Genomic DNA, 15,070 nt, shown 5'->3' on the forward strand with positions numbered 1-15,070 from the left:
GCCAAAAAGGGTGTGACAACTATGGATTTAGTTCAGGGTTAGGCTTCGTTGGTGTTGTCTTTATCGTTAGCTTTTGTGGTTATGTTTCGTTTAACAAGGCTAGAGAGGCCAGGCCTGCTCGCCATCGACGGCAACCGCTTGCAGATCCAGGCCATAACAGTAATCCCCAGGGGCGTAGACATAGATGCTCTTTGGCACGGCTGGGTAGGCGAAGCTAGCGACCTGGGCCTTGGCGGCATCCGAGGTGGCCAGTCCCCACATCTGATAGAAGTCGCGATAGTCGAGCCCGGTAGAGAAGCTCATGGCGATCATCAGAAAGTCGTTGTTGCTTAGCCCCTTGGCCGATGCAAGGTCGAAACTGCCAAAGCCCAGTTGGTCGCGCTTGGCCAGCCAGCTGGCCTCGTCGGCCTGGGCGCGCTCGAATTCGCGCAGCAATATGTGTAGCCTCGCCAGCAGATGCCAGCCATTTTGCAGCGCGCCCTGTTTCTGGGCGGCAATCATGGTCTGTAGCATGGTGGCCATGCCGCTCGACCAGCTGGTGAGCTTAGCCGCCTGCACATAGGCGAAGGGATCGGCCTGGCGCTGACTGGCCTGCAGTACATCGAACTCATCCTGAATCGACAGGCCCTGGCACTCGGGCAGCTTGCCGGTTTCCTGATAGGCGCGCGACTTAGTGTAATAGGAGTAAGGGTTGGTGGAGGCGTGGCCCTCGTGACCGTCGAATCTCAGGCGTCCCCGCTCCAGGCCGTGGCCCAGCTCGTGGATGTCGCCATGGCCGGTTGGGCTGAATGACCAGGAGGCGTCGTAAGGATTACCCGAGCAGCCGGACCCACAGGTAGGTTGGTCGGCGTTCATATGTTTGACCATGTCGAGTTGATCTAGCTGCCAACCCTTACTGGCGGCAAAGTTGGTTATCTCATCGACGCTGTCGATCCCCGGCCCCTTAAAGCCTGCCAGCAGGTGCGGGTAGTTGTGTACAAAGGTGCCGATGGCCTCACTCATCTTCTGCGGCGTATCCCATCTGGGTTCATGGCTCATGGTCTCTTGCATCTTATTGAGCCGCGAGTGGACCTCGAAGTGCTCGGTTGCCAGCTCGGCCCAGTCGTAGTCGCCCTTGGCGAGTCCCTGAATGAAGGCCTGATCGTCCTTGTCACTGCGCCAGAAGGGGTGCAGCCCCACATGGCTAAAGGTAAATTCAACCGGCAGGTCGTTGGCGTTAAATCTTATCTGCACCGGGCCGCCATAGGGGGAGGTGAGGGTGATAGTTTCCCCCGGTTTTATCGCTATGGCTGGCGATTGCAGATACTTGGGGCGGTTATAGCCCTTGCTGCCATATTCCTGGGTAGAGCCAGAACGCTGGGTATTGATGAAGACCTTGGTCTCTACCTGGCTGTTGTCTGTGCGTGTCACGCTAAAGGTCTGTCCCGGCAGGGCGTAGACGCCTGCGGCGCGAAACGGCGCCTTGCTGCTCAGCGCGACTGTCTTGTCCACCGGCGTCACATGGGAGAAGTCGGTGCGGCTGAAGTTACCCAGATCCGCAGGCACAGGATTAATGCGGCGGCTGTTGTATACGCTGCTGTCGGCAAAGAGCGCCTTAAGGTAGCTCATCGGCGCCGTGGTGCTGACATCCATGGGGTAGTCAATCTCGCTGCGGTAACGATCGCCAAGCAAGATCAGGTACTTGTATAGCTGATACTCTGGGCTGTCGAAGATGGCCGTCTTCTCCGTGTCCAGGCGGTTGATGCTGCTGCGAATATGCGCCAGGGCGCTGCGGTACTCTTCGCTAAATTGGCTGTCGCAGGTGTCCGCGCAGTTGGCCAGGTTAAAGCTTGGGTTTTCGCTCTTTAGCAGTTCGAGCCAGAGGGCCTCCTGGCTCAGCGCCGGATTAGCCGCCTGCATGGCGAGATAGTCGCTCCAATCCGCTTTGTCTGGGCTGAAGTAGTTGCCGGGGCCGCCTGGGCCCTGCATGGCAAAGCCCATGGCGCCAAGAACGGTTTGAGTCAGCGGCACGCTGTTCCAGGCGTGCATGTGCAGATAAAGCAGGGGGATCTTGGCCTGCTGTAGCGCCTCGAGTCTTGCCGCCACCTCGGCTTCATCGAACGCCTCGATGGAACCTGTGATCACCAGCTCGGCCTCGCCCAGGCAGCTTGCCAGCTCGCTGGCGACATCGCAGCGGCTCACCTGCCAGTTGGGGTAGTGACTGGTGAGCCAGTTTGTCACCCGGCTCTTGCTCCAGTCGCTGATGAGGAACAGGCGCACCTGCTTGGTCGCCGCCAGGTTTGCTTGCGCCTCACCCGTCAGCCAGGAGAGTAGACGCATCATGCTAGGCTCGAAGCCCAGGTTGTTGCCGCCCTGCATGCTAGAGATGATGTCTGTGCCGAAGGCGGCGTTGCGCTGACCACTTAGGTCGCTCGCCGCGGCAAACAGGCGCCCCTGATTGCCCCGCACTAGCTCGAAACTCTGCTTGAGGGGGAAGCCCTTACTTGCCAGCGGCATCTGGATCATCTGCGAGTGTTGACCCGAATCGTAGCTGACCCTGTCCGCCTGATAGATGGTGTTTAAGAAGCTCTTCTGGGCGCCGCGATAGTCTTGAATGAGCTTGAGGCCGCGGGCGATCACCTTAGGCTCAAGGCCTTCGATGAGACTGGCATCGCCGCTCTGGCTGGCGGCGCTTATCTTGTCCTTGAGCTTGAGGGTGAGGCTATCCTCACTGCTTAGGCCGGCAGCGTCGGTGACCTTGAGGGAGAGGGCAATATCTTCATCTTGCAGCAGGTCACTGGCGTCCAGGGTGAGGGTGTCGCTGCTTAGGCCGCTGAGTTTGACGCTCGGCCCACTGGTCTGCAGCCACTGGTAGCTGGCCGTGCCCGGATTAAACAGGGTAACGCTTGCCGTGAGGGAGAGGGTTTCATGATTCCAGGTTTGTTGATCCGGGCCGAGCTCGACACTCGGGGCTTGGGCCAAGGGGGGCGTGACTGCGCCGCCGTTACCCGCATCCGTGTTGCTATCCTCTGAACCGCCGCAGGCCGTCAGCCCCAGGGCGATACAGGCGGGGAGTATCCATGGTTTCATTGTTACACCTCATTTTCAATTTGCGACATTCTGATAGCAAACGTCGCCGAAATCAAATGAAAATGAAAAATTATTCAATAAAAACAATGGCTAAGTCGATATTTTGACGTCTGCGTTTTTTTGACGCCAAGGCGATAAAAGCGCAAGCAAGGCGAACGCGGTAGCAAGCGAGCAGCTAAAGCTTGACCCGTTTCTCGCCACCGCTTTCCAGCTATCTCGCTTGACCTAAGTGAGGCCTAAGTCAGGCGTAAGCGTACAGATTGGCCAAAAAGATGGGGCAAATGTGATCTACCACTAATTAGGTAAAGGTATCTGCTGGCACTCTGCTGCAATAAGGGTTATTAGTTTAAGTATTATTAGGTTAACTATCTTTGCCTGACTCATCCGGCGTAAGTCTGGGGCTCAATTTTGGGTGGCCTAAATCAGGCCTGTGATTTTAGGTGCCACGGCTTTAGCAGTCGTGATGCCGCCTGGCCTAGATGCAATGAATTGGCAATAAAAGGAAGCGATTATGTCTGAACACAAACGCCAGGAGGCACATGAGATGACGGCAGCGTCCACCCAGGGATCAGGCTTGATGGAGCGGATCAAGTCGGTAAGATTTCAATTAAAACTCAATATCTTCTTAATCATCTTCGCCTTCATCTTCCTCGGCTATAAGGGGATCACCGGTATGTTGGATGCGGGATATGCCATAGGGGATCTCTACGGTCAGGGTATGCAGCACAGCATCCGGGCCGGTAAGGTGCTCAACGAGCTGGAGAAGGCCCGCAGCGGATTGCTGCTCGGCTTTCAACATGATCCCGCCAACGCCTTTGCCGACATGCACAACCACCCCCTGAGCTTCCATATCGATGCCAGCCGGGCCTCGATTAAGACGCTGCACGACATTATAGATAATCAGATCTTGGCATCGGATCTCGCCGACGATGAGCGCGCCGAGGTCAATCGCCTGGTGTCGCTATTGGACAAGGTTACTCAGGAGGGCTTTAACCCCGCCATCCAGGCCTTGAGTCAGGGAGAATATAAACGCTCCAATCAGTTGCTGCTCGAGAAGATTAACCCCCTGTTTAAGGATATCACCGACCAGGCCCAGGCCTTCCTGGATATGCAGATCGCCGAGGCTAAGACTAGCTATCAGGCCTCACAGGAGACCGTCTCCCTCTACATCTGGCTGGTGGCCATCTTCTCTGGCGTCGCCATGCTTGCCATCAGCGTCAGCTCGGTATTTATCATTCGCCGGGTGAGCCTGTCTGTGGTGCAGCTGGAAGAGACGGCGGTGGATATCGCCGCTGGCGATCTCACCAAGCGTATTCGCCTCGGCGGCCACGATGAATTTGCCCATATCGCCGAGCATGTGAATCGCATCGCAAGCGATTTCCAGCAGGCGGTGACCAACACCCACGCCTCGACCTCACGCCTGGCCAGCGCGGCGGAAGAGAATGCCGTGGTATCGACTCAGACCCAGCGCAACGTGCTGGATCAACAGCAGCAGACCCAGCTGATCGCCACCGCCATCCATGAGTTTACCGCCACTGTGCGTGAGGTGGCTCAGAGCGCTGCCTCGGCCGCCACCGCCTCCCAGGATGCCAACGGCGCCGCTCACGGCGCCCAGGGCGTGGTGGATGAGAGTATCGCCGTGATTGAGGCGCTGGCGCAGGAGCTGAGCCGAGCCAGCGAGGCGATGACACTACTAGCCCAGCATTCCAATGAGATAGGCACTGTGGTGGATGTCATTCAGGCGATCTCCGAGCAGACCAACCTGCTGGCGCTGAACGCGGCCATCGAGGCGGCGCGGGCGGGTGAGCAGGGCAGGGGGTTTGCCGTGGTGGCCGACGAGGTGCGCTCTCTGGCGAAACGCACCCAGGACTCTACCGAGGAGATCCAGAAGATGATCCAGCGCCTGCAACAGGGGGCGCGGGACTCGATGCAGATGATGCAGAGCGGCACAGAGCAGGTGAAACTCAGCGTGGATAAATCCTTGATGGTTCGTGATGCCCTGCAGCAGATCTTAAACAGCATAGAAGAGATCAACGCCCTCAACGCCCAGATAGCCACCGCCTCGGAGGAGCAGAGCTCGGTCACTGAGGAGATCAACATCAATATCACCAACATCAGCGAGATCTCGGATCAGACCGCCGAGGGCGCCAGACAGAGCAGCGATGCCACCGAGGATCTGGCCAGGCTGGCAGAATCCATGGAGGCGGATATCGCCCACTATAAGGTGTAGCTGAGGTAACTATTTGCCAGAGTTAGGTATTTGATGCGTTAAACGGCCCGGAAGAAAATCGCGGGTAAGAAAAAAGGCAGTCAACTGACTGCCTTTTTAGTATCTCAAACCGGATTAGCCTTCGAGCTTAGCCAGTTCGGCTTTCTGCTCGCATAGCTTGTCCATATCCCGTTGGAACTCGGCCAGCTTGGCGCGCTCCTTCTCAATAACCGCTTCCGGCGCCTTGGCCACGAAGCCCTGGTTATTGAGCTTGCCTTCGATACGCTTGGCTTCGCCCACTAGTTTTTCAAACTGCTTGTCGATACGCGCCATCTCGGCGGCCACATCGATAAGGCCTGCCATAGGGATCAACAGCTCCATCTCGCCAACCAGTTGAGTGGTCGACATAGGCGCGGTGTCACCGTCCGCCAGAATCGTCATCGACTCCAGCTTGGCCAGGGTGGCGAAGAAAGTCTGGTTAGCTTCGACGCGAGCCTTGTCTTGCGCGCTGACGCTGCGTAGCATGGCATTGAGCGGCTTGCTTGGGGCGATATTCAGCTCGGCGCGGATGTTACGCACGGCAACGATCACCTGCTTGACCCACTCAAGATCCGCCATGGCGGCTTCATCTACCTTGCTTGCCTGATATACAGGGAACTCGGCCAGCATCAGGGTGTCACCCTCGACGCCTGCCAGCGGCTTAACGCGCTGCCAGATGGTCTCTGTCAGGTATGGCATCATAGGATGCAGCAGACGTTGCATGGCTTCCAGTACTGTCACTAGGGTGTGACGGGTACCGCGCTGCTCGGCCTCGGTGCCGTTTTGCAGTACTGGCTTGGTCAGCTCAAGATACCAGTCACAGAACTGGTTCCAGGTGAACTCGTACAGTGTGTTGGCCGCCAGGTCGAAACGGTAGTTTTCCATGTGCTCGTCAAAGGCCTTAACCGTCTGGTTAAACAGGCCGACGATCCAGCGATCCGCCAGTGACAGCTGCATTTCGCCGTCAGCTTTTCCGTTTGGAGACTGAGGGCCACAATCTTGCTCTTCTGTGTTCATCAACACATAGCGCGACGCGTTCCAGATCTTGTTACAGAAGCTGCGGTAACCGTCCAGACGCTTCATGTCCCAGTTGATGTCACGGCCGGTAGAGGCCATGGCTGCCAGGGTGAAACGCAGGGCGTCGGTGCCGTGGGCCTCGATGCCGTCGGCAAACTCTTTACGGGTGCTCTTCTCGATCTTAGCCGCCAGCTGAGGCTGCATCATGTTGCCGGTGCGCTTCTCAACCAGGGCTTCGAGATCGATACCGTCGATCATATCCAGCGGATCCAGTACGTTACCCTTAGACTTGGACATCTTGTTGCCCTGTTCGTCACGGATAAGGCCGGTCACATACACCGTCTTAAACGGCACCTGTGGCTTGCCATCTTCATCCTTGATGAAGTGCATGGTCATCATGATCATGCGCGCCACCCAGAAGAAGATGATGTCGAAACCTGTCACCAACACATCGGTTGGGTGGAAGGTCTTGAGGGCCTCGGTATCGTCTGGCCAGCCTAGGGTTGAGAAGGTCCACAGCGCCGAGCTGAACCAGGTATCCAGCACGTCTGGGTCTTGGCGCAGCACCACTGAATCATCCAGATTATGCTTGGCGCGTACCTCGGCCTCGTCGCGGCCCACATATACCTTACCGGCCTCGTCGTACCATGCCGGGATACGGTGACCCCACCACAGCTGACGCGAGATACACCAGTCTTGAATGTCGCGCATCCAAGAGAAGTACATGTTTTCATACTGCTGCGGCACAAACTTGATGTCACCGTTCTCAACCGCTTCGATGGCGGTCTTGGCCATTGGGGCCACGGCTACATACCACTGGTCTGTCAGTAGTGGCTCGATCACCACGCCAGAGCGGTCGCCGTAAGGCACCTTGAGGGCGTGCGGGTCAATCTTGCCCAGCAGGCCGAGTGACTCGAACTCGTCGACGATAGCGGTACGGGCCTTGAAACGGTCCAAGCCGGCAAAGCGCTCTGGTAGGCTGCCATCTAGCTCGTCGTTGGCGGTGCCATCTGAGTTAACCACCTCTGCCTGGCTGCGGATGGCCGCGTCTATGGTCAGAATGTTGAACATGGGCAGGTTGTGACGCTTACCTACCTCATAGTCGTTGAAGTCGTGAGCCGGGGTGATCTTCACACAGCCGGTACCGAACTCCATGTCCACATAGTCGTCGGCGACGATAGGGATACGACGGTTAACGATTGGCAGCAGGATGAACTTGCCGATCAGCGACTGATAGCGCTCATCGTCTGGGTGTACGGCAACCGCGCTGTCGCCCAGCATGGTTTCTGGACGCGTGGTAGCCACTTCAAGGTAGTCTTTACCGTCGGCGGTCAGTGCGCCGTCGGCCAGCGGGTAGCGGAAGTGCCACATGCTGCCCTGCTTCTCTTTGTTTTCGACTTCGAGGTCTGAGATGGCTGTGTGTAGCTTAGGATCCCAGTTAACCAGACGCTTGCCACGGTAGATGAGGTCGTCGTTGTACAGACGCACAAACACCTCTTGTACCGCGGCTGACATGCCTTCATCCATGGTGAAGCGTTCACGATCCCAATCGACCGAGGCGCCCAGGCGGCGCAGCTGCTTGGTGATGGTGCCACCAGATTGGTTTTTCCAGTCCCAGATACGGTCGATAAAGGTTTCACGGCCCAGGTCGTGACGGCTCTTGCCCTCTTCGGCCTCTACCTTGCGCTCCACCAACATCTGGGTGGCGATACCCGCGTGGTCGGTACCTACCTGCCACAGGGTGTTCTTGCCCTTCATGCGTTGGTAACGGATTAGGGTATCCATGATGGTGTCTTGGAAGGCATGACCCATGTGCAGGCTACCGGTCACGTTTGGTGGCGGGATCATGATGCAGTAATTGCCGTTCGACTCATCGCCGTGGGGCTTAAAGTATCCTTTCTCTTCCCAGTTCTGGTACAGAGCCTGTTCGATTGACTGTGGGTTGTATGTCTTTTCCATAGGAGCGTGTGCTTCTCAAACTAATTAATTTGGTTGTTGGGTCGTCAGGGGGATCCCTAACTCGCGATACTGGCGATAACGATCGCGCGCGGTCGCTTTCATGGCAGCATCGTTGGCAACGAAGTCGATAATCTGGCCAAAGTTTACCGCAAATTGCGGCGCTTGGTCTGCAAGATTAATCAGAAGGTGACGATTTTTATTGGGGCCCAATTTATCGAAGCCTATCTCCACCGGTGCGCCACCCGTCGGCCCTTCGCCCTTGAGGTTATGGGGCACAAATGCGCTGGGTTCAAATTGCCATAAAATTTCGTCAACTTCATAGGCCTGCTGCTGGTCATTGCAGTGGATATACACCAGCTGTTGACCACGATACGCCTGCTCGGCGAGTCGGCAGGCGAAAAGATAGACACTCTCTTGCTCCGCCTTGGCAACATTGGTTGCGGCAGAACTGGCTTGTGGCATCAAGTAAAACAAGGCGTTAGGCATTATTTGGCTCTATGTCGCTCGTGTCTGGCTAGGCGTTGACGAAAGAGAGGATTTTACACTAAAAGTGAGTTGTTAAACCAGAGGGGGAGGGGATTTGTCGAATAACAAATTGGGTAATATTTTTGTTGCTTGCAGCGTTTGGCTGCATTGGCATTTATTGGGTTTGTTTGAAGGTCGAACCTTCACTGGTATCAATCGCCTGTCCGGCGGGGAATGTGTTTGAAGCTTTAACCTTCATTGTTATGAATAGCCTGCGGCTCGCTTATGTGCAGATACGGCTTCGGGACGCTGTGCGCCATCCATGGCCGCTTAACGAAAACATCCCTGTTTTCGATACCCTCAGCCATATCTACACTGGGTTATTATCTCTCTTCGATTTGCCCGCGTTTGGTAAGCATAGGTTTTTGAGTTGGGATAGAGTCAAGCTCGCTGAAGACTAATGCTTCATCGTTTTGAATGGCTTGGTGGCAGGTGCAGTGCATGGATGCATCAATGTTTTAGGCATATCCGCGTTAGAACTTTAGTTCTGTATATGTGAGTTTCAGATGAATATTTCTATCAGCTAACGCCCTATTAAGGTGTGAGCAACGCAATACAGAAGTTACTGCATACCACCTTAAACACTAAACGCAACGCATAGCAAAAATGCCAAGCGTTGCGAATCACTTTTAAATAGAATGTTAGCTATTTTCTCCCAGTAAACGAGGACTAAATGTTGGGTACACTACACTTAAGTCATTTAGTATTTCGTTTACTAAAACACACGCATCTTGAAGCGTATCGGGCAGTGTTGACTCCTTAGGGTATCTATGTAACCGGTGTAGTGGATTACCACATGTATGAAAGCAAACCTCCCTGATAGCCCCCCAAGTTCCGTGCGAATATGTAGATGACCAAGAGTAAAATTGGTCATAAGAAGATTTTAAGCCTGCCTTATCACTCAATTTTCTTAGGTCAGATCCACTCCAACTACCAAGTTCAATATTGATGAACTCTTCCCACAAGTCTTCGCCTGCAATAGATTCTAGCGTTTCAGTATTAATAAATTTTGGTGGATCTATAAGCTCATCAAATTTCAACGCGTTTAGTTTGGCTTGACCTGCTCCGTAAGTTCTCCATTTGGTCCAAAGTTGATCGTCATTTTTTTGAATCAAATATCTAAGACCGATATGAATTTCTAAAATGGTTCTCAGCCCTAACCTTGCAAGAATTCCGGTGCTAACTCCAACCGATACTATCTCACTCAATATCGATAGTGCGTAAAATGCTGTACCAAAAACTCCGTCGTGCTTAGCATCAACTCCAGTTGTAGTGTGAGTTTTTCCCCAGTGTGTTTTCAACTCACCTCTAAGTTTATGGATGTCATCTAAATCACAACAACGTTCTTCGGAATTAGTGTCACTTTCGGGAATTAATTCTAGACAAGGGGTGTTTTCCCATGCCTCAGCCCAAAAATCGTTTGACCATGTTAAATCTTGCTCGACTATCGGATTGATAGCCATTTCGCACGAACGGATGGAAGGGCGAATTCTTCGTTGATCGCCCTCATAAGGGTAGTTAATCCAAGGTTCAACCATTTCTCTTGGTGCTTGAAATTTACCACCTACAACCATTAACATTAATTTGAGCCAACGGCAATCCGTAGCCTGTTGAGACTGATGAGGTAAGCACATACCAACTGCAGCCATCAAAATATTAAGTTCTGGCTCACATGGTGGTAAAAACTTGAGCCAAGACTCTTTTGCTGGCAAGTTTTTAAATAACTTTAAAACAGTTAAGGCTGACGCTGTTTTGGGATTCGACGTTAGGAAATCCAAAAACTCGTTCCGTAGCTCTTCATCTAACTTTGAGATCCCTGTAATAGAGAGATCTGATAGTTTCTCTTTTTCTGAATTCTCTGAAACAAATGTAATTATCCTCCTAAATTCAACGATTGCCGAATCTTGGTCTTGAATAACGCGGATAATCGCAGCCCACAACATTTCGGGGAGACGCTCATTGGACCAAGAAGAGAACGTCATTTTATCCCCTAATTGTGCAAAACCTGGCTGTAATTCAGAACCTACTTTTTTGTGTTCGAGCAGAGCCGTTCTATTCTTACCACTTTTCGAAGGTTTCTTTTTCCGTGTTTTTTTATTTCCTGCCATAACCCACCTAATACTGATGATTAATTACAGCTAACGCCAGCAGCAGGGGCGCGACGTCAGGACCATCCCTTGCCTGCATTTGTTAGAAATTATATTGGCAGCTTTCTCGAAGCATCTTTAAACCAGCCTGGAACTGGATCTAGCTCAGGCTTGATTGGAAGAGCTTCAATGACCCCTTTTTCTGGTGATACTTTCCATACCGCTTGTTTGATTGTCTGGGGCTTGTTCCAAAGATCATCTAGGCACCGAATCGAAGGCTCTAAAACAATGTAGTATTTTTCGTCTCGGAGCTTACTGCCCTTGGCGTAGAATATGTCGTGGAACGTAACCAGTACATAGGGAACATAGTTGAGCTCAAACCCCTTGTAATCCCAAACTCCCTTCTCACCAGCCTTGATTATAAGATCTCGAAACTCCGCATACTTGAGACCGTCAACGATAGAGCTGCATGCCTGATAAATTGTGTAGATATGCTCTCTTACCTCTGCACGTAACATTTCGCCGGCTTGCTTATCGATAGCAGAGGGAGGAAGGTCTTCGTATTTTTTGCGATTCTTTTTGATAGAAGGACAGGTTGCACCCATTCCGTGCCAAAAGTGCACGGCTGTTGTTATCGAACTCTCAGCACGCAATTCCATCTCAGAATCACACACTGGACATAGTCCAATCTTCTTTCTATTCAGGTGAAACCAGTCAGCATCATGGGTTTTGCCAGTGGGCGGATCAATTGCAATAAATGTCATTGCGCATCCTTTTGATTTATAACAATTTGTTGGTTAGGTCTTGCAAGGTGCGCTACCTTGTAAGGTAGGAGACCAAGCATGTAAATAAATGGGGTCAGAGTTTACTTTTATGGGAGGTGATCGGCGTATGGTGGTTGGCTTTTTCATTCCCTGAATGGCGTGGTCGATGTTTGATTCGAGTTGGCCTAGCTCTGTCCTTGATTGGTTACACATTAAGCTATTGGTCAGGTAGTAATCAACATCTTCGGTCACATTTTTGTTCGTTTTTTTCTTAAAAATAATAACTTGTCTCAATGCCACCCAATGAAGCTAAATCGAAGAGACGTTAGATACTGAGTGTAAGCACACTTTTGGCTCTCGGCGGCATGGTCAAAAACATTCCCTACATTTTTTGGCATTCACTACATCCATGTAGGTCAGTATCGCCGCGCCAAAAGCGTGTTTGGTTTCTTCTATCGATAACTAATGAAGCTAAATCGAAGAGACGTTAGATACCGGGTGTAGATACGCCGGTGAGCTTCCGAAACAGGGATGTTTCGGCAGAGCCTAAAGGGATTTATTCACGGCGTCTCACAGGTGTATCTGCACAGCCCCCGCCGGGCAGGCGTTAGATTGCCATGAAGGTTCGACCTTCAAATCTCCCGCCAATATCAATGTGGCCAAATGTTCCTCCCCAATCGACAACAATGAAGCCAAATCGAAGAGACGTTGGATACCGAGTGTAGATACGCCGGTGACCTTCGAAAGCAGGGCCGAAAATGTTCCCGACATTTCTCGGCATTCCCTCCATCCTTGGAGGTCAGATGGCGCACAGCGTGTCACAGGTGTATCTGCACAACCCCCGCCGGGCAGGCGTTAGATTGCCATGAAGGTGCGATCTTCAAATCCCCCGCAAATACAAATGTGGCCGAATGTTTCTCACCAATGGGCACCTAATGAGGGCAAATCGAAGAGACGTTAGATACGGGTGTAAGCACACTTTTGGCTCTCGGCGGCATGGACGCCGCCGTGAAGCCTCCAGGGACGGAATTTCGGCGTGCCAAAAGAGTGCTTGCACATCCCCCGCCGGGCAGGCGTTAGGTAACAATGAAGGTACGACCGTCAAATCCACTTAGCAAACGGCCACCACGCTATGCGCTAATACCAATTTTTCACACATTAAATACAATGTCCTCCATCCCCGCCGGGCAGGCGTTAGGTAACAATGAAGGTACGACCTTCAGTTTCACTTAGCCAATAGCCACAACGCTATGCACTAACCTTCAGTTTCTGACATTAACCACAATGTCCTCCATTCCCGCTGGGTAGGCGGTTAGGTTAAATCGAAGGGCGTTGTTGAATTGACGGCTTTGTTGACGGGAGGGGGAGGTGAACTACACTTTTTAGGACAGTTTTAGGTGAGGCGTAAACATAAAATTATAACGTTAAATCATGTGGTTAGTTAACGTGTTAATTAGCGTGTTAGCAAGCAATGCCCCTGTTAAGGCGGGCATCAGTGCGATGCTTGAGTGTCTCACCCTACTAAATACCAATGAGGTCACTATGTTACTCAAGAAGATGATGATTAGCCTGCTTGTTCTTTCGGCCACTGTGTTAGTAGGCTGCGCAACCAAGAATCCGCCACAAGGCCTTGAGGCCAATGTCATGCAAGCCGACATGGTGTTCACCAATGGCAAGATCTACACAGTCGATGCCAGCAACTCCTGGGCCGAGGCAATTGCTATCAAGGGCGACAAGATAGTCTATGTAGGCAGCAATGAGGGAGCCGCGCCCTACGTGGGGAAGTCGACACAGGCAGTCGATCTTGCGGGTAAGTTGATGTTACCTGGTTTCGTTGAGGGGCACTTTCATACCACCACCCAAGGGATCATATTGCATGGCCCGGATCTACAGACTGACTCCATGGAGGATATGTTGGCCAAGCTAAAGGCCTATGCCGATGAGAATCCTGAGCTTAACTTTATCAATGGCTGGGGCGTTCGCCCCAACACCTATGGCCCTGGGGAGCCGACGGCGGCCATGCTCGATGCCGTGATACCCGACCGACCCGTTTATCTATGGCAGGTGGATGGTCATTCCGCCTGGGTAAATACCAAGGCGATGGAGATGGCGGGCCTGAATAAGGATACGCCGGATACTGTGCCAGGGGTCTCCTACTTCGAGCGTGATAAGGAGGGCAACCCTACTGGTTATATCGTCGAAGTACCGGCGCAAGTTCAGATATTTAAGCATTTTGTCACTATCAATGATGCCTATATTCGCGAGGGGATGGCAACTTGGTTTCCTGAATATACCAAGGCGGGTATTACCGCCGTCCATGACTTTGGTTGGGCCGGGGTGGACCAGGATACCGCCATAGGCATTCTCAAAGATTTCGAGCAAGACGGCACGCTAACGATTCGCGTATACGGCAGCTTCTATTGGAACGATGCCAGTATAGATCCTGTCCCCATCGCCAAGAAAATGCGCGACGAGAATCAGACGGGGCTGGTGCAGGTGAGCGCCCTTAAGATCAACATGGATGGAGACGATGATAAATACAGTACTCTGTTGGTCGATGGATATGCCGATGACCCTAAGGCAAGTCCTCCACCTGTGATCCCTTTCGATGTGATTAACGATGCCGCCGTGCGGGCTGATAAAGAGAAGCTAAATCTTATCTGCCACTGCTTCGGTGACATGGCGGTGCGTAAGTTTCTTGATGCGGTTGAGCTGGCGAAAAATAGCAACCCTGAGTGGCAGCGGCGCGCGGTGGCGTCCCATGCCATCTTAGTGCATCCCGATGACTATCCACGATTCAAGGCTCTTGATGCCACCTATGACACTACGGGTCAATGGATGGCACTCGATCCATACACTGGGGTGATAACGCCCCAACGAATTGGCGAGGAGCGGATGCAGCGACTCTTCCCCATCAAGGCAATACTCGAAGCCGGCGGTAACGTGTCGCTGGGCTCGGATTTCCCAGCGGCATCTTATGTGGCAGATTTTAGACCACTCAATGCCATCACCCAGGCGGTGACCCGGCAGATGCTGGGCGAGCCGGATATGCCAATCCTAGGCGGTGAACAGATGCGCCTCACGGTTGCTCAAGCAATCCGCGCCAATACCTATGGCGCTGCCTACGGCATAGGTAAGGAACAACTCTTGGGGTCACTGGAGACCGGAAAGCTGGCGGATCTTATCGTGCTGGATCAGAACCTGTTCGAGATAGACCCACACGAGATCTATAAGGCTAAGGTGCTGCTCACCATCATGGATGGTAAGGTGAGGTATAGAGACGGCATTTAGTTTTTTTTCGATAGCTCGTATCAATGTGCTCCCTATCGATAGCAATGAAGCCAAATCGAAGAGACGTTGGATACTCAGTGTAAACACGATTTTGGCCTTCGAAAGCAGGG

7 protein-coding genes are annotated in these 15,070 nt (G+C 52.8%); 2 read left to right on the forward strand and 5 right to left on the reverse strand.

All coding sequences use genetic code 11. The features are described from left to right. Positions 1-99 precede the first annotated feature (99 nt). Positions 100-3,069, reverse strand: coding sequence for an ImpA family metalloprotease (locus tag SHEW_RS04730; RefSeq protein WP_011864726.1), 2,970 nt, complete (start codon positions 3,067-3,069; stop codon positions 100-102). A 511-nt stretch (positions 3,070-3,580) separates the two neighbouring features. On the opposite strand from SHEW_RS04730, the gene SHEW_RS04735 reads away from it, so the two are divergent. Next, positions 3,581-5,299: a methyl-accepting chemotaxis protein gene (locus SHEW_RS04735; RefSeq protein ID WP_011864727.1), complete on the forward strand. Its 1,719-nt coding sequence runs from the start codon at positions 3,581-3,583 to the stop codon at positions 5,297-5,299. Positions 5,300-5,413: 114 nt separating this feature from the next. Here SHEW_RS04735 and SHEW_RS04740 read toward each other — a convergent pair whose 3' ends face one another. From SHEW_RS04740 to SHEW_RS04760, 4 genes are all read right to left on the reverse strand, one after another. Further along, positions 5,414-8,293 (reverse strand): valine--tRNA ligase, encoded by a 2,880-nt coding sequence (locus SHEW_RS04740; protein ID WP_011864728.1) that lies wholly within the window; start codon positions 8,291-8,293, stop codon positions 5,414-5,416. A gap of 24 nt (positions 8,294-8,317) precedes the next feature. Continuing rightward, positions 8,318-8,779 (reverse strand): DNA polymerase III subunit chi, encoded by a 462-nt coding sequence (locus SHEW_RS04745; protein WP_011864729.1) that lies wholly within the window; start codon positions 8,777-8,779, stop codon positions 8,318-8,320. Positions 8,780-9,459: 680 nt separating this feature from the next. After that, a complete protein-coding gene (locus SHEW_RS04755) occupies positions 9,460-10,926 on the reverse strand; it encodes a DUF5677 domain-containing protein (protein ID WP_011864730.1) in 1,467 nt (488 codons plus the stop codon). An 89-nt stretch (positions 10,927-11,015) separates the two neighbouring features. Next, positions 11,016-11,669 carry a hypothetical protein gene (locus SHEW_RS04760; protein WP_011864731.1) on the reverse strand — a complete coding sequence of 218 codons (654 nt, stop codon included), beginning with the start codon at positions 11,667-11,669 and terminating at the stop codon, positions 11,016-11,018. Positions 11,670-13,100: 1,431 nt separating this feature from the next. On the opposite strand from SHEW_RS04760, the gene SHEW_RS04770 reads away from it, so the two are divergent. Then, positions 13,101-14,960: an amidohydrolase gene (locus tag SHEW_RS04770; protein ID WP_083764343.1), complete on the forward strand. Its 1,860-nt coding sequence runs from the start codon at positions 13,101-13,103 to the stop codon at positions 14,958-14,960. Positions 14,961-15,070 lie beyond the last annotated feature (110 nt).

The organism is Shewanella loihica PV-4 (assembly GCF_000016065.1).
Classification (GTDB): domain Bacteria; phylum Pseudomonadota; class Gammaproteobacteria; order Enterobacterales; family Shewanellaceae; genus Shewanella; species Shewanella loihica.

Coding starts and splice junctions, on each gene's coding strand:
- SHEW_RS04730 (WP_011864726.1), bottom strand. CDS start 3,069: ATGAAACCATGGATACTCCCCGCCTGTATCGCCCTGGGGCTGACGGCC.
- SHEW_RS04735 (WP_011864727.1), top strand. CDS start 3,581: ATGTCTGAACACAAACGCCAGGAGGCACATGAGATGACGGCAGCGTCC.
- SHEW_RS04740 (WP_011864728.1), bottom strand. CDS start 8,293: ATGGAAAAGACATACAACCCACAGTCAATCGAACAGGCTCTGTACCAG.
- SHEW_RS04745 (WP_011864729.1), bottom strand. CDS start 8,779: ATGCCTAACGCCTTGTTTTACTTGATGCCACAAGCCAGTTCTGCCGCA.
- SHEW_RS04755 (WP_011864730.1), bottom strand. CDS start 10,926: ATGGCAGGAAATAAAAAAACACGGAAAAAGAAACCTTCGAAAAGTGGT.
- SHEW_RS04760 (WP_011864731.1), bottom strand. CDS start 11,669: ATGACATTTATTGCAATTGATCCGCCCACTGGCAAAACCCATGATGCT.
- SHEW_RS04770 (WP_083764343.1), top strand. CDS start 13,101: ATGTGGTTAGTTAACGTGTTAATTAGCGTGTTAGCAAGCAATGCCCCT.